Source organism: Aeromonas sp. R4-1 (assembly GCF_040908325.1).
Classification (GTDB): domain Bacteria; phylum Pseudomonadota; class Gammaproteobacteria; order Enterobacterales; family Aeromonadaceae; genus Aeromonas; species Aeromonas veronii.
Genome location: NZ_JBFODM010000018.1, coordinates 1 through 18443, shown reverse-complemented (window position 1 = coordinate 18443; position 18443 = coordinate 1). Strand labels below are relative to the sequence as shown.

The window sequence follows — 18443 nt, the reverse complement described above, 5'->3', positions numbered from 1 at the left end:
CCACAGAGCCTCTGCTCTGTTTGCAAATAAAAGGAGTAAGTATGTCTTCTATTCGTCTGACCCAATACAGCCACGGCGCTGGCTGCGGCTGCAAAATTTCTCCCAAGGTACTCGACACCATCCTCAAGAGCCAGATCCCGGGCTTCAACGACCCGACCCTGATCGTTGGCAACAGCAGCAAGGATGACGCGGCCGTGGTCGATATCGGCAACGGTCAGGGCATTGTTTCCACCACCGACTTCTTCATGCCCATCGTCGATGACCCCTTCACCTTTGGCCGCATCGCCGCCACCAACGCCATCAGCGATATCTATGCCATGGGCGGCAAGCCCATCGTCGCCATCGCCATCCTCGGCTGGCCCATCAATACCCTGCCCGCCGAAGTGGCCCAGCAGGTGATCGACGGCGGCCGTCAGGTGTGCCACGAAGCGGGTATTTCACTGGCCGGTGGCCACAGCATCGATGCCCCCGAGCCCATCTTCGGCCTCGCGGTCACCGGTATCGTGCCCCTGGACGCCATCAAGCAGAACGACACCGCCAAGGTGGGTGACACCCTCTATCTGACCAAGCCCCTTGGTATCGGTATCCTCACCACCGCCCAGAAGAAGGGCAAGCTGAAACCCGAACACGAGCAGCTGGCCCCCAACGCCATGTGCACCCTCAACAAGATTGGCCAGCGTTTTGCCGAGCTGCCGGGTGTCCACGCCATGACCGACGTGACCGGTTTTGGTCTGGCCGGTCATCTGCTGGAGATGTGTGAAGGATCTGGCGTCAGTGCCCGCCTCGACTTCAAGGCGCTGCCGCTGCTTGATGAGGTGGATTACTACCTCGCCGAGGGCTGCGTCCCGGGCGGTACCCTGCGCAATCACGACTCCTACGGCCACAAGCTCGATGCCATGGACGATCGCACCCGCAACATCATGTGCGACCCGCAAACCAGTGGCGGCCTGCTGGTCGCCGTGGGGAAAGAGAGCGAAGCCGAGCTGCTCGCCATCGCGCGCGAAGCTGGCCTTGCACTCTCACCCATCGGCCAGATCAAGCCCCTTGAGGGCTCCCGCTTTATCGAGATTGTCCAATGAGTGAATTGCCACTGGCCACGGACTACGCCCAACTCTTTTTGGACGATGTGCCGTTGATTGATGTGCGCGCCCCCATCGAGTTCAAGGAGGGGGCCTTCCCCTGCTCGACCAGCCTGCCCTTGATGACAGACGATGAGCGAGCCCAGGTGGGGACCTGCTTCAAGAAGCAGGGTCAGGCCGCCGCCATTGAGCTTGGACACAAGCTCGTAGGGGGAGCTGTGCGTGCCGAACGTATCGAAGGCTGGCTGGCGCAGTTGCGCAAGCAGCCCGATGCCCTGCTCTACTGCTTTCGCGGCGGCCTGCGCTCGCAAACCGTACAACAGTGGCTGGCTGATGCCGGGGTGACTCGCCCCCGCATCGCCGGTGGCTACAAGGAGCTGCGCCGCTTCCTGATCGACACCCAGGACAAGGCCTCTGCCGAGTGTCGCTGGACTGTGCTGACCGGCATGACCGGCTCCGGCAAGACCCATATGCTGGACCACGTGGCCCAAGCGCTCGATCTGGAAGGACACGCCCATCACAGGGGCTCGTCGTTTGGTCAGCTGCCCGGCGGCCAGCCCAGCAACATCAACTTTGAAAACAACATGGCCATCGAACTGCTCAAGCGCCGCCATCAGGGCGAGCATGCCTTCGTGGTCGAAGATGAGAGTCGCCTGATCGGCCGCTGCTGCCTGCCCCTCTCCCTCCATGAGGCCATGAGTCAGGCACCGCTGGTGGTGGTAGATGTACCGCAGATCGATCGCGCCGAGCAGATCCGCGAAGATTACGTGCACGATCTCTGGCTGCGCTATCAAGCCATGTATGGCCAGGAAGCCGGTTGGCCGCTGTTTGCCGCCTACCTCACCGATGCGTTAGCCCGTCTCAAGCGCCGCCTCGGCGATCAGGCCCACCGCGAGCTGGACGCCCTGATGCAGACCGCTCTCACCGAGCAGGAAAAGAGCGGCGATACCGGGCTGCATCTGGCCTGGATCACGTTGCTGCTGACCCGCTACTACGACCCCATGTATCTCTATCAGCTTGGCAACAAGCAGGAGCGCATCGTGTTTCGCGGTGACAAACAGGCCTGTCTCGACTATTTCGCCGAGCAGCATGCCAGCGCGCTGCGCGGCTGACCCATCCCAAGCGAGGAACTCTATGTTGAAATTCGAGGTGATCCCGGTCACCCAGTTCGCCCAGAACTGCTCCCTCGTCTGGTGTGACGAGACCCATCAGGCGGCCCTGATCGATCCGGGCGGCGAAGCGGACAAACTGCTGGCGGCCATCGCCAAGCGCGGCCTGACCCTGACTCATATCCTGCTGACCCACGGTCATCTGGATCACGTTGGTGCCGCCGCCGAGCTGCGGGAAAAAACTGGCGTCACCATCACCGGCCCCCACAAGGAGGACGCCTTCTGGCTCGACATGCTGCCCCAGCAGAGCCAGATGTTCGGCTTCGCCCATACCCCCGCCTTCACGCCGGATCGCTGGCTTGAGCAGGGTGACAAGGTGCAGCTTGGCCAGTGCGAGCTGGATGTCTACTTCTGCCCAGGCCACACCCCGGGCCATATCGTGCTGCTCTCCCAAGCCGAAAAACTCGCCTGGGTTGGCGATGTGCTGTTTGCCGGCAGCATAGGCCGCACCGACTTTCCCCGTGGGGATCACGGCACGCTGATCAAGTCGATCACCGAGACCCTGCTGCCGCTGGGTGACGAAATCGTCTTTATCCCGGGCCACGGCCCCAGCTCTACCTTCGGCCGCGAGAAGGTGAGCAACCCTTATCTGACCCAGCCTATCTGGTGATCAAAAAAGCAGCGGTGTTAGCCGCTGCCTTTTCTTCTCTGCTCTCTTTTTCATTCTCGACTCCCGCCATCCGGCCAGCCATGTCCCCTCTGCGTTCTCCAGTTCAGCATGCCTGTTTGTCTCTTTCGCCCAATAAAAATCCCCACCCGGGGGTGAGGATTGATTTATAGGTGCAACCGTCTGGTGGCTTATTGTGCCAGCAGGTGACCGACCAGCTCATGACGCCACCCTTGCAGCAGCATCGGCTTGTCGCTGCGGGCCCGCTCTTCGTCGTTCATCCGCCAGCTCCAGGTGAAGTACTGGTGAATGATCTTCTTGCTGGCAATCAGCTCGGGCGGAATATTGCTCGCCTTAGCCTTCTCTTCCACCATGGCCTTGATGCGCTTGAGCTCGGCCTTGTACTGAGGGAAATCCACCAACCGACGAATGGGCTCGGGCCAGCTGTCAGGATCGCTCTGCTGCGCCTTGGCGACAATATCGAGCATCCGCTTGCCGTGGATCTTGATCTCGATGGGCGAGAGGCCGAGCTCGTTGAGATCCCGCAGGGAGGCAGGACGACGCTCCGCCACCTTGAACAGGTGCAGCTCTTTCACCACAAAATTGAGGGCCAGATCGCGGCGCACCGCCTCTTGCTGGCGCCAGGCGGCCAGCTCGCGCAGAATGGCGAGCTCGCAGCGACCCAGTTGCCAGGCGTTGACGATGTCAAGATAAGCCTGACGGGGATCGCTACCCTGGGTCTTGCGGGCGGAGTGGTTCTGACACTCCTGCTCGAACCAGGCAAACTTACCGCTTTCCCGCAGTTTGGCCATCACCTTCTCGTATAGCGGCATCAGGTAGAAGACATCCGCTGCCGCGTATTCGAGCTGACGCGGTGTAAGCGGGCGGGCTAGCCAGTCGGTGCGCGCCTGATCTTTTTCCAGCTCGACCCCGAGGAATTCATTTACCAGCGCACCAAAGCCGACCGAGACGCCGTAACCGAGAAAGGCGGTAGCCAGTTGGGTATCGTGCATCTGGTTGGGCAGGTGGCCAGCCTGATGCTGGATAAGCTCCAGATCTTCGCCAGAGGCGTGCAGGATGGCGATCTGCCCTTCCCGGCCCAGTCGCTGCCAGAGGGCGGAGAGATCCAGAGTCAGCGGATCCAGCAGCGCCAGATGCTCGCCGTCATAGATCTGGAACAGGCCAAGCTGGGGATAGTAGGTACGGGTGCGAACGAATTCAGTATCGATAGCCAGGGGAACGTCGGCCAGAGAAGCGAGATACTGCTCAAGTTCGGCTTGCTGAGTGATAAGTTGATAGTGCATCTGTGCCTGCGCGGTTGATCAGGGCCAAAAAGAAAAAACCGTGGGATGACCCACGGTTTTGCATAACGACGGTACTGGTTTGCAGAGGCTTCTGCAGCCGCAGTCCGGTTATTGCTTGGCAATCTCCTCGTCGCGCAGTACGCGGCGCAGGATCTTGCCCACATTGGTCTTGGGAAGTTCGTCACGAAATTCTACCAGTTTCGGCACCTTATAGGCAGTCAGATGTTTGCGGCAGTGGGCAATAATCTCGTCCTCCTGCAATTTTGCATCTTTCTTGACCACAAAGATCTTCACCAACTCGCCGGAGACCTTGTGTGGCACACCGACAGCGGCCACTTCCAACACTTTCGGGTGCAGGGCAACGACATCTTCGATCTCGTTCGGATAGACGTTGAAACCGGAGACCAGGATCATGTCCTTCTTGCGGTCAACGATCTTGAAGAAGCCCTGTTCGTCGCACACCGCGATATCACCGGTACAGAGCCAGCCATCCTGCATCACTTCGGCGGTCGCCTCGGGACGATGCCAGTAGCCCACCATCACCTGCGGGCCACGAACCTGCATCTCGCCCGGGGTGCCGAGGGCGTGGATCACCTGACCGTTGTCATCCACCAGACGGATCTCGGTAGAGCAGACCGGCAGACCGATGGAACCGTTGTAATCAGTCAGATCGTAGGGGCAGACGCTCACCAGTGGCGAACACTCAGTCAGGCCATAGCCTTCCAGCAGCGGGGTATCGGTCAGTGTCTTCCACTTCTCCGCAACCGCGCGCTGCACTGCCATGCCGCCGCCGATGGTGAGCTTGAGCTTGTCAAAGGCGATCCCCTGAAACTCTTCGTTGTTGACCAGAGCATTGAACAGGGTGTTCACGCCGGTAATGCAGGTGAAGGGATACTTCTTGATCTCTTTGACAAACCCCGGGATGTCGCGCGGGTTGCTGATCAGCAGGTTGTAACCGCCGATACGCATAAAGAGCAGGCAGTTCACGGTCAGGGCGAAGACGTGATAGAGCGGCAGCGCGGTGACCACGAACTCCTTGCCACGCTCCAGCATGGGGCCATAGACGCCGAGGCATTGCTCGACGTTGGCAATCATGTTGCGATGAGTCAGCATGGCCCCTTTGGAGAGGCCGGTGGTGCCACCGGTGTACTGCAGGAAGGCGAGATCGTCGTTGGTGATCTCCGGCTTGATGTACTGCAGGAAACGCCCCTTGGAGAGGGCCTGACGCATGGTGGTGGCGTGGGGCAGATTGTATTTCGGCACCAGCTTCTTGACGTACTTGACCACGAAGTTGACCAAGGTGCCCTTGGCCAGCCCCAGATTGTCCCCCATCCGGGTCAGGATAACGTGCTTGATCGGGGTGTCGTAGACCACCTTTTCCAGGGTATGGGCGAAGTTGGAGACGATGACGATGGCTTTGGCACCGGAGTCTTTGAGCTGATGCTCCAGCTCGCGCGGGGTATAGAGCGGGTTGACGTTGACCACGATCATGCCGGCACGCAGGATGCCGAACACGGCGATGGGGTATTGCAGCAGGTTAGGCATCATCACCGCAACCCGATCCCCTTTCTCCAGCTTCAGCTCGTTTTGCAGGTAGGCAGCAAAGGCGCGGGACTGCTCTTCCAGCCGGCGGTAGGTGATGGTTTGGTCCATATTGACGAAGGCGGGCTGATCGGCAAACTGGGTCACCGAGGATTCGAACATCTCGACCAGGGAGCTGTATTGGTCTGGATTGATCTCGGCGGGGACCCCTTCCGGATAACGTTTCAGCCAGACTTTTTCCACAAACTTCTCCTGCATAACTAGCACCTGTGCGCTCACTGTGTTGCCTCCGTCCCGGTTCACATCCATTTTAATCGGTTGTTTTAAGCTGATGCTCTAATGCCGCACATATTTACACAGCGCAACATAAATTAACAGCAAATTAACAACAGAAAAATGTGAGGGAGAAAACAAACCTGGAATTATTGAAAGCTGGCGATTCTACCGAACTTGACAAAACTTTACGATACAAACGGCCATATCAACCGAATTTTCCATATGAAAATGGTGGTTTCCACCCAATATGACCCGCTCGATCTGCTGGAAGGCATCCTGACGGGCCTGCCATTGGGCTTCAAGCGCAGCAAAGCCCTGCTCCCCCTGAATCAACAGCACTGGACAGCGGATAGCCGCCATCAGTGCCCGGGCCTGCCCTTCGCTCATTCTCAGGGGCGACAGATCACGCAAACGGGGGTCACTGCGCCAGTGCCAGCGCCCAGCCCTCATCTCAAGCTGCCGCTCACAGATAAGACGCGCCGACTGCGGCGTGATATCCGCCACTTTGCAACGAGCAGCCACGGCTTCATCGATGGAGGCAAAGCCGTTAGCACTGCGCTCCCGGGTGCGACTGCGGTTTAAAATCGCACGTCGCAGCTGGGCAGGGACCTCCTCATCGGGCTGGCTCAGCGGCCCCAGCCCCTCCAGCATGATCAACCACTCCACCTGTTCGGGGAACACCCCGGCATAGGCGGAGGCGATCAACGCCCCGAGGGAGTGACCGAGCAAAGTGAAGCGCGACCACCCTGCCGCCTGCACGATCTGGTAGAGATCGTCCAGCCAGTCGACAAAGACATAGGGGGTGGCTTTGTGATCGGAGTGACCATGTCCCGGCAGATCGACACAGATGAGGTGAAAATCCCCCAGATGCGGCGCCAGCGGCAAGAAGCTGGCGCTATTGTCGAGCCAGCCATGCAGGGCGATCAGCAGAGGTTTGCCCTGCTGAGCCTGATCCGCGAGTTGATTCTCAAGCAGAGCCACCTGCCGACCATCTGCCAAGGTGAGCAGACGTTCGTGCAGAGTGCTTTTGATGCTCTTGATCATAGCCAGCCTTAGCGACGCAGCGGCCGTCTCGGCCAGAAGGGATCATAGAAGGGGTCGTAGAAGTAGGGGTCCATATAGCGCACCTCCACCTCCTTGACTGGCGGCCACAGCTTGCTGCCCGTCACATTGAGCACAGAGAAGCGGTACTTGTGCTCGCCAATCTGGCTATCAACCGGTTGGCCTATGGTGCCAAGCACTGTCAGGCTGCGCCCCTTGGCGTAGAGGGTCGGATCGACAAAACCCTTCATGATGGCCAGAAAACGGCCCGGGCTCTGCTCGGTCTGCTCCGGCACACCGTTAGACTTGAGCGGCAGATAGACTACTTCAATAACGCTCTGATCCGCCTTGTTGTGTACCGCCGAGATAACGCCGCTCCAGCGGGCCGGTTTGCCCTCCATTCCGCCAAGGGCAGCTTGATAGGCCACCAGCTGGTTTTCGGGCTCATAGGCCAGCTCTTTGGGGACCGACCTGCAGGCCCCGAGCAGCAGGGCCAGCGCCCCGACCACCATAGTGCGTTTCATCATGTCGCTCTTGGTATTACGCATCATGTCACTCTCCTGTTGCCGGCGTGGCCCGTCGGGCCACCCGCTTGTGTTGCAGCTGATGAGCGGCAAGAGCGACATGACGTCAGTGCTCCTGCCCTTATTCGCGACCCGGCAGTTTTTTCCAGGTCACCTTGTCACGCAAATAGACCGGCGTCGCCAGCTCCACAGGCACCGCCTCCCCCGCCAGCCAGGCGGCGCGGGCCAGCGGCAGCATGTCTTCTGCAGCCGGGAAACGCACCTGGCTCACCGCCAGCTCATCGGCCAGACCACTCAGGGTCTCGCCATAGGTTTCAAAACCGGTGCCGACGCAGGTCACAAGACCCGCAAGCTTGCCACGGACGTCAACAAGTGCCGCGGGTTCGCTCACCACCTCGTCCCCCACCAGCTGCATGCGGCCATCAATGAGCTCATAGCGGCCGAAATAGACCTCGTTCATCCGCGCATCGATGGCGGTCAGCACCTGCTCGGCGCCATCCAGTCGATAGGCGCCTTGCGCCATGGCGGCCAGGGTCGAGATGCCAATCAGCGGCACTCCCGCGCCAAACGCCAAACCTTGCGCCACACTGATGCCGATCCGCACGCCGGTAAAGGAGCCCGGGCCGCGGCCGAACGCGATGGCATCGAGGTCACTCAAACTTATCCCGGCATCCTCTAACACAGCCTGAACCATGGGCAGGATTTTTCGGGTGTGATCCCGTGGCGCCTCCTCCCAGCGGGAGAACAGCTTGTCACCCACCAGCAGGGCGGCGGAGCAGGCTTCGGTGGCGGTATCTACGGCCAGGATCTTCAACTCGTTCATGCTTTCCAATCTCTATAAAATCAGTCAATTACATAACCGGCAAGCGAGATATGCTCACCCGTTGTTCAAATCTGTTAGCTGGCGGCAAACTTATTCACCGCGATCGAAAAAGCTCCCCAGCGTCCCCAACTCCCGGGTGCGAGGAATGGCGGGCAGACTCTTGATAAAGGTGGCGCCGTAAGGTTTGTTGACCATTCGTGGATCACAGATCACCAGCACTCCGTGATCACTGCGATCACGAATAAGCCGCCCCACCCCCTGTTTGAGGGCAATCACCGCCTTGGGCAACTGCAGCTCAGCGAAGGGATCCCCCCCCTTGAGCTTGCAATCATCCACCCGCGCCTTGAGCAGCGGATCATCGGGGCTGGCAAACGGCAGCTTGTCGATGATAACACACGACAACGCCGCCCCTCGCACGTCGATCCCCTCCCAGAAACTGCTGGTCGCCACCAGCACGGCACGGCCATTCTCGACAAACTCCTTGAGCAACCGCTGCTTGTTGTCCTCCCCCTGCAACAAGACGGTTCGGCCAATCTCCCGGCGCAGCACCTCGGCTACCTGACGCATCACCTGATGGCTGGTGCAGAGGAAGAAACAGCCCCCCGGCGTCTTGTTTATGAGCGGGATCATCAGATTGGCCAACTGCTCGCCACGACCAAAGGCGTTGGGCTCCGGCAGATAGCGGGGCACACAGAGCCGCGCCTGCTCGCCATAGTCGAACGGGCTGTCGAGGATCAGCTCGGCGCTGCCCGCCAGCCCCAGCTCGGCTTTGAAGTGATCAAAGCGCATATCCACCGTCAGGGTGGCGGAGGTGAAGACCCAGGCCACTTCCGGTCTTTGCACCTCGGCACTGAATCGCTCGGCCACCGACAGCGGCGTCAGATTGAGGGTGAAATGAAGCCGTGAGCAGTCGTACCAGTATGAGAAACCGGTCTGGTTGACCGCCAGCACTTCACCCAGGCGGGTGCGCAGTTCACTGATGCGCTCGAAGGCGTGATCCAGCTGCTCGCCACGGCCGAGAGCCAGTTTCAGCACTTCGTAGCAAAGCCCGATGGCATCGTTAAGACGAGCCAAAGCCTGCCCCCAAAGCGGCTGGCGCAGCATGTCGCGGGTATTACCACGACCGCCATCCACCCCGAAGGCGAGACGCAAGTCCTGACTGGCGATAGCGAGCCGGTCCGCCGCCTTGCCGAGCTGGGCCATGTCGTGGGCCTCTGCCCGATAGGCCAGCTGGATATCCTGCGCCAGATCCTGAATCGTTCGGCTGCCTACCGACTTGCCGAAGTAGTTGGTGGCGATCTCCGGCAGCTGGTGCGCCTCGTCAAACACATAGACTTGCGCTTCGGGCACCAACTCACCAAATCCGGTGTCTTTCACCGCCATATCGGCGAAGAAGAGGTGGTGGTTGATCACCACCACCTGGGCGTCCATGGCGCGGCGTCGTGCCACCACCAGATGGCAGTCGTCGTAATAGGGGCAGTCGCGACCGAGGCAGTTATCGTTGGTGCTGGTGACGTGGGCGAGGATCTCGGCGTTCTCCTGCAATCCCGGAATATCCCCCACATCGCCGTTATCGGTAGCAGTGGACCAGGATTTGACCTTCACCAGATCGTTCAGGATTTCAGGCTTTTGCAGATGGGATTCGCTCAAGAGCCGGTTCATACGCTCGATGCAGAGATAGTTGCTGCGCCCCTTGAGCAGGGCCACCGGCGGGGTGTAGGAGAGCGCCCCTGTGATGGTCGGGAGATCCCGATAGAAGAGCTGCTCCTGCAGGTTCTTGGAGCCGGTGCTGATCACCACCCGCTTGCCGGATTCCAGCGCAGGGACCAGATAGGCGTAGGTCTTGCCGGTACCGGTTCCTGCCTCCACCAGCAGACGGCCACCACTCTTGATGGCGCGCGCGACCGCTTCGGCCATCTCCAGTTGGGGATCGCGGGCTTTGAAACCGTCGATATGGCTGGCCAGAGGGCCATCTGGCTTGAACAGGGTCTGGATGGTCAAAAGGGCGTCCCGCAGCAAAAGCGGCCATTATGCCAAAAGCGCGGCAAAAGCGGGACAGATAATCTGCCTAGACGAACAGATCGATCTGATGCTCGGGGTCCGGCTTGTGATCGTCCTCCTCCGCCTTAGGCTGATCACGCTTGGCGGGCGTGCTATACGCCTGCTGGCGCTGCTGGGAGTCACTGTTGTCAGTGCTGGTCTTGCGCAGCTGGTGCTTTTTGCTGATCTGATTCACTTCCCGCTTGATCTCTTCGCTGCCGGGCGCGGCGGGTGCCCGGGGCAAAATGGGGAACAACAGGTCCTGGCTGGGCATGATGGCGACTCCTGCAGGGGTTATTGTCTAGTTATCGACCAGAAAACCGTTTTCGCCACTTTAATCGATCAAATCACAATTTCGGGTTGCATTTTCTGTCAAGGCAGGTAGTTTAAATCAGGCGTCAATTACGACATCTTATTTTGTAAAGGATTGATTACATGAAGTTCACCACCCTGAAGACTCATCACCACCATCATCATCCCGACTAGTCTTTCAGGAGGTTGACTACTGGAGGACACTTAACTGGTGACTTCCAAAAGGACCGCAAGATTCATAAACCCTCGGAAGCACACACTTCCGAGGGTTTTTTCGTTTTTGACTAGAAGGAAATCGAGCAAATGGAAACACAACGTCTGCGTATCGCCATGCAAAAGTCCGGTCGTCTGAGCCAGGACTCCCAAGCCCTGTTCAAGAGCTGTGGCCTGAAAATCAACCTGCGCGAGCAGCGCCTTATCGCCCATGTCGAGAACATGCCCATCGATATCCTGCGGGTGCGTGATGACGACATCCCTGGATTGGTGATGGAAGGGGTGGTTGACCTTGGCATCATCGGCGAGAACGTGCTGGAAGAGGTGCAGCTTATTCGCGCCTCACAGGGACTGCCCTTCGGGGTCAAAACCCTCAAGCAGCTGGACTTTGGTGGCTGCCGCCTCTCGCTGGCGGTGCCGGAAGATGTGAACTACACAGGGCCAGCGAGCCTGGCCGGCAAACGCATCGCGACCTCCTATCCCGGGCTGCTCAAGCGCTTCTTTGACGAAAAGGGTCTCGGCTTCAAGAGCGTGATGCTGGGCGGCTCGGTGGAAGTGGCGCCACGCGCGGGCCTGGCCGATGCCATCTGCGATCTGGTCTCCACCGGCGCGACGCTGGAAGCCAATGGCCTCAAAGAGGTGGAGGTGATCTATCGCTCCAAGGCGGTACTGGTACAGGCCCCCAACCCCTTGTCCGATGCCAAGCAAAAGCTCATCGACAAACTGCTGCCCCGCATTCAGGGGATGCAGCAGGCCCGCGAGAGCAAGTACATCATGCTGCACGCCCCCAAAGAGAAGCTCGATGCCATCACAGATCTGCTGCCGGGTGCCGAGCGTCCCACCATCATGCAGCTTGCCGGTGACACCAATCAGGTGGCGCTGCACGTCGTATCCAGCGAGACCCTGTTCTGGGAGACCATGGAGCAGCTCAAGGCCCTCGGTGCCAGCTCCATTCTGGTGCTGCCCATCGAAAAAATGATGGAATAAGGAAGGGACATCATGCAGACCCTGATCTGGAAGACCCTCTCCCCTGCCCAGCAGGCCGACGTGCTGACCCGACCGGCCTTGAGTGACGAGGCCGATATTGGCGCCGTAGTGCAGGATATCATCGCCGCGGTGCGTAGCCGTGGCGATGAGGCCCTGCGCGAGCTGAGCCTGCGCTTCGAGCGTGCCCCCCGTGAGCAGTTGCGCGTCAGCGAAGCCGAGATTGAAGCTGCCTGCGCGCGGCTGGATGACGACATCAAAAATGCCATCGAAGCGGCCATTGCCAATATTCGCACCTTCCACGCCGCGCAAGTGCAGCCGGTGGTACGGGTAGAAACCCAGCCAGGGGTGGTGTGCGAGCTGCGCACCCAACCCATCAGCCGGGTCGGCCTCTATGTGCCGGGGGGCAGCGCGCCGCTCCCCTCCACCGTGATGATGCTGGCCATTCCGGCTGCTATCGCCGGTTGCCGTGAAGTGGTGCTCTGCACCCCGTCCCCCGCCAGCGACGAGATCCTGTTTGCCGCCCGCGCCTGCGGCGTCGAGAAGGTGTTCGCCATCGGCGGCGCCCAGGCCATCGCCGCCATGGCGTACGGTACAGAGAGCATTCCCAAGGTGGACAAGATCTTCGGCCCGGGCAACACCTATGTGACCGAAGCCAAGGGGCAGGTATCCCGCGACTGGCGCGGCGCAGCCATCGATATGCCCGCCGGCCCCTCCGAGGTGCTGGTGATTGCCGACGAGAGCGCCAACCCCGCCTTCGTGGCGGCGGATCTGCTCTCCCAGGCCGAGCACGGCCCCGACAGCCAGGTAGTGCTGGTGACCACCTCGCCGCTGCTGGCCGATGCCATCGCAGGGGAGATCAAGAGCCAGCTGGCCAAGTTGAGCCGCCGCGATATCGCCTCGCAGGCGCTGGGCTCAAGTCTGGTGATCCTCTGTGACGATCTGGCAGAAGCCTGCGCCATCTCCAACGCCTATGCGCCGGAGCACCTGATCGTTCAGACCCGCGCCCCCCGCGATCTGCTGGATAAACTCGAGAACGCCGGTTCCATCTTTCTGGGCGCATGGACACCCGAGTCGGTCGGCGATTACGCCAGCGGCACCAACCACACCCTGCCCACCTATGGCTATGCCCGTACCTGTTCCAGCCTTGGCCTCGCCGATTATCAGCGCCGCTATACGGTGCAGGAGCTGAGCGAGCGCGGCATTCAGGGCCTTGGCCCTATCGTCGAGCGCATTGCTCAGGCCGAAGGGCTCGATGGCCACAAAAATGCCGTGACGCTGAGATTGAATGCCCTGACCGCCGCGTCCCAACCAACAGCACAGCAGAAGGATTTGTCATGAGCATTGCCAATCTGGCGCGCCGCGTGGTGCGGGCTCTCACCCCCTATCAATCCGCCCGCCGCATCGGCGGCAAGGGCCACGTCTGGCTCAACGCCAACGAGGCGCCACAGGCCTATCCCTTCACCATCGAGGGAAGCCGCTTCAACCGCTACCCCGAGTGCCAACCGGCCGAGGTGGTGAACGGCTATGCCGCCTATGCCGGGGTTAATCCCGATCAGGTGCTGGTGAGCCGCGGCGCCGACGAGGCCATCGAGCTGCTTATTCGCACCTTCTGCGAAGCGGGTGAAGATCAGATCCTCATCTGCCCGCCCACCTACGGCATGTACGCCATCAGCGCCGAGACCTGTGGCGTCGGCATCGTCGAGCAGCCGCTAACCGCCAGCCGCCAGCCGGACTGGCCCGCCATCGCGGACCGTCTGTCTGATGTGAAACTGGTGTTTCTTTGCTCCCCCAACAACCCTACCGGGGATCTGGTGGGGCGTGACGGCCTTATCGCCCTGCTGGAAAAAGCGCGGGATCGCGCCATCGTGGTGGTGGACGAAGCCTATATCGAGTTCTGCCCCGAGGCGTCCGTAGTGGACCTGCTGGCCCGCTTCCCCAATCTGGTGGTGACCCGCACCCTCTCCAAAGCCTTTGCCCTGGCGGGGATCCGCTGCGGCTTTACGCTGGCAAGCCCCGAGGTGATCGCCATGCTGGCCAAGGTGATCGCCCCCTATCCCATCCCCGAGCCCATCGCCCAGATCGCGACACAGGCCCTCTCCCCCATGGGGCTGGAGCTGATGCGCGAGCGAGTAATAGAGCTCAACAAGCAAAAGGCCGCTTTCAAGGCAGAGCTGACAACGCTTGCCTGCGTGAAGGAAGTATTCGAAGACAAGGGCAACTTCGTGCTGGTGCGCTTTGTGGATGGCGCCACCGTCTTTGCTGCCATGAAGGCCGCCGGCATCATACTGCGGGATTTCTCGACCAAACCCGGCTTGGATAACAGCATTCGCGTCACCATCGGCTATCAGGGCGAGATGGATGCCGTGCTGGCGGTACTGCGTGATCTGCCCTCTCCCACTTTGTAAGACAAGGATGTAGCGATGAAGACCCCGTTTTTGTTTATCGACCGCGATGGCACCCTGATTGAAGAGCCGGTGACCGACAAGCAGGTGGATAGCCTCGCCAAGCTGCGCTTCGAGCCCATGGTCATTCCGGTGCTGCGCGAGTTGCAGGCCGCCGGCTACGTGCTGGTGATGGTGACCAACCAGGATGGGCTGGGTACCGCCAGCCTGCCGCTGGAGAACTTCCAGCCACCCCACGACCTGATGATGCACCTGTTTGAATCGCAAGGGGTGAAGTGGGAACTGGTGCTGATCTGCCCCCACTTCCCCACCGACGGCTGCAGTTGCCGCAAGCCCCACCTCGGGCTGGTAAAGGAGTACCTCGCCTCCGGTCGCATCGACTTTGCCAACTCCTTCGTGATTGGCGATCGCCAGACCGACCTGCAGCTGGCCGAGAACATGGGCATTGGCGGTATTCGCTACCACCCGCAGGATCACGACTGGCTCGCCATCCGTGATCAGCTACTGTCCAATGGGCGCGTAGCCTCGGTGGAGCGTTACACCAAGGAGACCCGCATTCAGGTAGCGGTGGATTTGGACCCTTCTGCCACAAACAAGAGCGGCGGCAACCAGATCGCCACCGGTATCGGCTTCTTTGATCACATGCTGGATCAAATTGCCACCCACGCCGGTTTCCAGCTCAAGCTGAATGTCAGCGGCGATCTGCATATCGATGATCACCACACGGTGGAAGACGTCGGACTGGCGCTGGGTCAGGCGCTGCGTCAGGCCCTTGGCAACAAGCGCGGTATCGGCCGTTTCGGCTTTGTGCTGGCGATGGACGAGGTGCAGGCGGTGATCGATGCGCGTCCGCTGACCGAACAGGAGGTGAGCACAGCGCTGGACTTGAGCGGTCGCCCCTACTTCGTGTTCGAGTGCCCGAGCGGCTTTGGCCGCGACAAGGTGGGCGAGATGGCCACCGAGATGGTGCCCCACTTCTTCCGCTCGCTGTCGGATGCCATGGCCATCACACTGCAGATGAAGGTGGGCAGCGGCAACACCCACCATCAGGTGGAGGCGCTGTTCAAAGGCTTTGGCCGTGCCCTGCGTCAGGCCATCCGGGTGGAAGGGAGCGAGCTTCCCTCCAGCAAGGGAGTGCTGTGATGGATGTAAGCAAGCAGAAGCTGGTCATTATCGATACCGGCTGTGCAAATCTGGCCTCGGTCAGAATGGCGTTCGAACGCCTCGGCGTGCAGCCGCTGGTCTCCAGCCAGGCAGCCGATATCGAGCAGGCGGACAAGCTGATCCTGCCCGGCGTCGGCACCGCAGTGGCCGCCATGAAAAACCTCAATGAACGGGGGCTTGTGCCGCTCATTCGCGCCGCCAAGCAGCCGCTGCTGGGCTTTTGCCTCGGCATGCAGATGCTGGCTGAGGCTTCCGAAGAGAGCATGAGTGCCGATGGCAGTGAAGGCGATCTCATCGACTGCCTCGGCATAGTGCCGGGCAAGATCCGGTTGATGGAGGTCGGCACCTTACACCAGTCAAGCATGCGCCTGCCCCATATGGGCTGGAATCAGATTGAGCATGACGAGATCCATCCTCTGCTCAAGGGGATCCCGAGCGGCAGCTACTTCTACTTCGTGCACTCCTATGCGCTGGAGGTGACCGAAGCGACGCTGGCGACCTGCGACTACGGCCAGCCGTTTACCGCCATCGTCGGTCGTGACAACTTCTTTGGCGCCCAATTCCACCCGGAGCGCTCAGGCGCAGCCGGTGCCCGTTTGCTGCAAAATTTTCTGGAGCTGTGACTAGCATGATCATTCCCGCAATTGACCTTATCAACGGTCAGGTGGTTCGCCTCTATCAGGGGGACTACGAGCAGAAGACCGAATACAGCAGCAGCCCGCAAGCCCGCTTCGATGAATATGTCTCCCAGGGGGCGGTACAGCTCCATCTGGTGGATCTGGACGGTGCCAAGGATGCCAAGGCGCGCCAGCTGCCCCTGCTGACCCAACTGCTGTCGGCCACCGAAGCGCCAGTGCAGGTCGGCGGCGGCGTGCGCACCGAACAGGATGTGGCGGATCTGCTGGCCGCCGGTGCCAGCCGGGTGGTGATTGGCTCCACCGCCGTCAAATCCCCGGATCTGGTGGCGAGCTGGATGGAAAAATATGGCCCCGAGCAGATCGTGCTGGCGCTGGACGTCAATATCGATGAGCAGGGCAATCGCCATATCGCGGTGGTAGGCTGGCAGGAGAACAGCGGCGTGACCATCGAGGCGCTGATCGAACGCTTCCTCCCCGCCGGTCTCAAGCATGTGCTCTGCACCGACATCAGCCGTGACGGCACCCTGGCTGGCACCAACGTCGAACTCTATCGTGATCTCTGCGCCCGCTACCCGAGCGTCGCCTTTCAGGCCTCCGGCGGCATTGGCGGCATCGCTGATATCGAGGCGCTCAAGGGCTCCGGCGTCAAAGGGATCATCCTTGGCCGCGCCCTGCTGGAGGGTAAGTTCTCGGTGGGTGACGCCATCGCCTGCTGGCAAGCCCCCGCAGCCGATACCAGAGGAGGCAACTGATGCTGGCAAGACGCATTATTCCCTGCCTCGATGTGAAAGATGGCGTAGTGGTCAAGGGGGTGCAGTTTCGCAACCACGAGGTGATGGGCGGCATAGTCGAGCTGGCGCGCCGCTACGCCGAAGAGGGTGCTGACGAGCTGGTGTTCTATGACATCACCGCCTCCAGCGATGCCCGGGTGGTAGACAAGAGCTGGGTGAGCCGGGTGGCGGAGGTGATCGATATCCCCTTCTGCGTCGCCGGTGGCATCAAGAGCGTCGAAGACGCCCGCCAGATCCTCGAATTTGGCGCAGACAAGGTATCCATCAACTCCCCTGCGCTGGCCGACCCGACCCTCATCAGCCGACTGGCCGAGCGCTTTGGCGTGCAGTGCGTGGTGGTGGGCATTGACTCCTACTTCGACGCCGAAACGGGTCACTATCAGGTCAAACAGTTTACCGGTGACGAGAGCCGCACCCGCACCACCACCTGGCACACCCTCGACTGGGTGCAGGAGGTGCAGAAACGAGGCGCAGGCGAAATCGTGCTGAACGTGATGAATCAGGACGGCATGCGTCAGGGTTATGATCTCGACCAGCTCAAGCTGGTGCGCAGCGTCTGCAAGGTGCCGCTGATCGCCTCCGGCGGCGCCGGTGCCATGGCACACTTTCGCGATGCCTTCACCCTCGCCGACGTGGACGGGGCGCTGGCCGCCTCTGTGTTCCACAAAGGCCTTATCCCCATTCCCGAACTGAAACGCTGGCTGAAAACCGAAGGAGTCGCCATCCGTGAATAACTTCTCAGATAACACACAAACAACCGCCAACGCGCGCCCCCTTGCCGGTCAGCTCGATTGGGCAAAATGTGATGGCATGATCCCTGCCATCGTCCAGCACGCCGCCAGCGGCGAGGTGCTGATGCAGGGCTTTATGACCCGTGAAGCGCTGGAGAAGACCCAGACTACCGGTCAGGTCACCTTCTTTAGCCGCAGCAAACAGCGGCTCTGGACCAAGGGCGAAAGCTCGGGCAATGTGCTCCAACTCGTGGCCATCAGCACTGACTGCGATAAGGACTCTCTGCTGATTGCCGCCAACCCCGTCGGCCCCACCTGCCACAAGGGGACAACCTCCTGCTTTAACGGCCACCCACTGCCACCCCTCGGTTTTCTGGCAGAGCTGGAGCAGATACTGGCTTCTCGCAAAGGGGCCGATCCGGCAACCAGCTACACCGCCAGCCTCTACGGCAAAGGGACCAAGCGCATCGCCCAGAAGGTCGGTGAGGAAGGTGTGGAAGTGGCGCTGGCCGCCATGGCCAAGGATCGGGAGGAGCTTATCAACGAATCCGCCGATCTGCTCTACCACCTGACCGTGCTGCTACAAAATGAAGGGCTGGGATTACAGGATGTCGTTCAGCGACTTTACGAGCGACATAATAAATAAGTTGATAGTAAAGCCGGGTTATCCCGGCTTTATTTAGTCGAGATGGACAGCCAGCTCAACTAGGGAAGGTGCGAACAAGTCCCTGATATGAGATCATGTTTGTCATCTGGAGCCATGGAACAGGGTTCATCATGAGTCATCAACTTACCTTCGC

The 18443-nt window shown here is 60.4% G+C and carries 18 protein-coding genes and 1 other annotated feature; of the genes, 11 read left to right on the top strand and 7 right to left on the bottom strand.

The annotated features are described in order from the left end of the window. Window positions 1-41 precede the first annotated feature (41 nt). Genes selD through AB5Y90_RS01870 form a run of 3 tightly spaced genes read left to right on the top strand, consistent with a single transcriptional unit; the run spans window position 42 to window position 2858 of the window. Window positions 42-1079, top strand: a complete 1038-nt coding sequence (gene selD, locus AB5Y90_RS01880; protein WP_167569677.1) for a selenide, water dikinase SelD — start codon at window positions 42-44, stop codon at window positions 1077-1079. After that, window positions 1076-2191, top strand: coding sequence for a tRNA 2-selenouridine(34) synthase MnmH (gene mnmH / locus AB5Y90_RS01875; protein WP_368166481.1), 1116 nt, complete (start codon window positions 1076-1078; stop codon window positions 2189-2191). Before selD ends, mnmH begins: the two co-directional genes overlap by 4 nt. Before the next feature lie 22 nt (window positions 2192-2213). Then, window positions 2214-2858: an MBL fold metallo-hydrolase gene (locus tag AB5Y90_RS01870; protein ID WP_368166480.1), complete on the top strand. Its 645-nt coding sequence runs from the start codon at window positions 2214-2216 to the stop codon at window positions 2856-2858. Between the two features lie 188 nt (window positions 2859-3046). On the opposite strand, the gene rnd is transcribed toward AB5Y90_RS01870, so the two are convergent. The 7 genes from rnd to AB5Y90_RS01835 all read right to left on the bottom strand — a co-directional run bounded on the left by rnd (window position 3047) and on the right by AB5Y90_RS01835 (window position 10679). After that, window positions 3047-4159, bottom strand: a complete 1113-nt coding sequence (gene rnd, locus AB5Y90_RS01865) for a ribonuclease D (protein WP_368166479.1) — start codon at window positions 4157-4159, stop codon at window positions 3047-3049. Between the two features lie 108 nt (window positions 4160-4267). Beyond that, complete coding sequence (gene fadD / locus AB5Y90_RS01860; RefSeq protein ID WP_368166491.1) at window positions 4268-5944, bottom strand: long-chain-fatty-acid--CoA ligase FadD; 1677 nt, start codon at window positions 5942-5944, stop codon at window positions 4268-4270. Window positions 5945-6142: 198 nt separating this feature from the next. Next, window positions 6143-7021: an alpha/beta fold hydrolase gene (locus AB5Y90_RS01855; RefSeq protein WP_368166478.1), complete on the bottom strand. Its 879-nt coding sequence runs from the start codon at window positions 7019-7021 to the stop codon at window positions 6143-6145. An 8-nt stretch (window positions 7022-7029) separates the two neighbouring features. Further along, window positions 7030-7545, bottom strand: coding sequence for a Slp family lipoprotein (locus tag AB5Y90_RS01850; RefSeq protein ID WP_368166490.1), 516 nt, complete (start codon window positions 7543-7545; stop codon window positions 7030-7032). A 118-nt stretch (window positions 7546-7663) separates the two neighbouring features. After that, on the bottom strand, window positions 7664-8365 hold the full coding sequence (gene tsaB / locus AB5Y90_RS01845; RefSeq protein WP_368166477.1) for a tRNA (adenosine(37)-N6)-threonylcarbamoyltransferase complex dimerization subunit type 1 TsaB: 702 nt from the start codon (window positions 8363-8365) through the stop codon (window positions 7664-7666). Window positions 8366-8455: 90 nt separating this feature from the next. Next, window positions 8456-10366 carry an ATP-dependent DNA helicase gene (locus AB5Y90_RS01840; protein ID WP_368166476.1) on the bottom strand — a complete coding sequence of 637 codons (1911 nt, stop codon included), beginning with the start codon at window positions 10364-10366 and terminating at the stop codon, window positions 8456-8458. Between the two features lie 67 nt (window positions 10367-10433). Continuing rightward, the gene (locus AB5Y90_RS01835; RefSeq protein ID WP_005352171.1) at window positions 10434-10679 is read right to left on the bottom strand and encodes a hypothetical protein; all 246 of its coding nucleotides are present in this window, start codon (window positions 10677-10679) and stop codon (window positions 10434-10436) included. Between the two features lie 187 nt (window positions 10680-10866). Further along, window positions 10867-10991, top strand: a sequence feature (His leader region). Between the two features lie 29 nt (window positions 10992-11020). On the opposite strand from AB5Y90_RS01835, the gene hisG reads away from it, so the two are divergent. Genes hisG through hisIE form a run of 8 tightly spaced genes read left to right on the top strand, consistent with a single transcriptional unit; the run spans window position 11021 to window position 18289 of the window. Further along, window positions 11021-11917: an ATP phosphoribosyltransferase gene (hisG, locus tag AB5Y90_RS01830; protein WP_368166475.1), complete on the top strand. Its 897-nt coding sequence runs from the start codon at window positions 11021-11023 to the stop codon at window positions 11915-11917. A gap of 12 nt (window positions 11918-11929) precedes the next feature. Next, complete coding sequence (gene hisD / locus AB5Y90_RS01825; RefSeq protein ID WP_368166474.1) at window positions 11930-13255, top strand: histidinol dehydrogenase; 1326 nt, start codon at window positions 11930-11932, stop codon at window positions 13253-13255. Further along, window positions 13252-14322, top strand: a complete 1071-nt coding sequence (gene hisC / locus AB5Y90_RS01820; protein WP_368166473.1) for a histidinol-phosphate transaminase — start codon at window positions 13252-13254, stop codon at window positions 14320-14322. Before hisD ends, hisC begins: the two co-directional genes overlap by 4 nt. A gap of 15 nt (window positions 14323-14337) precedes the next feature. After that, window positions 14338-15462, top strand: coding sequence for a bifunctional histidinol-phosphatase/imidazoleglycerol-phosphate dehydratase HisB (gene hisB, locus AB5Y90_RS01815; protein WP_368166472.1), 1125 nt, complete (start codon window positions 14338-14340; stop codon window positions 15460-15462). Next, complete coding sequence (gene hisH / locus AB5Y90_RS01810; RefSeq protein ID WP_368166471.1) at window positions 15462-16106, top strand: imidazole glycerol phosphate synthase subunit HisH; 645 nt, start codon at window positions 15462-15464, stop codon at window positions 16104-16106. The genes hisB and hisH overlap by 1 nt, the downstream gene beginning before the upstream one ends. Before the next feature lie 5 nt (window positions 16107-16111). Then, window positions 16112-16873, top strand: coding sequence for a 1-(5-phosphoribosyl)-5-[(5-phosphoribosylamino)methylideneamino]imidazole-4-carboxamide isomerase (hisA, locus tag AB5Y90_RS01805; protein ID WP_252656659.1), 762 nt, complete (start codon window positions 16112-16114; stop codon window positions 16871-16873). Further along, complete coding sequence (gene hisF / locus AB5Y90_RS01800; RefSeq protein ID WP_252656660.1) at window positions 16873-17646, top strand: imidazole glycerol phosphate synthase subunit HisF; 774 nt, start codon at window positions 16873-16875, stop codon at window positions 17644-17646. The genes hisA and hisF overlap by 1 nt, the downstream gene beginning before the upstream one ends. After that, entirely contained in the window at window positions 17639-18289 is a 651-nt protein-coding gene (hisIE, locus tag AB5Y90_RS01795) for a bifunctional phosphoribosyl-AMP cyclohydrolase/phosphoribosyl-ATP diphosphatase HisIE (protein WP_252656661.1), read from the top strand. The genes hisF and hisIE overlap by 8 nt, the downstream gene beginning before the upstream one ends. Window positions 18290-18443 lie beyond the last annotated feature (154 nt).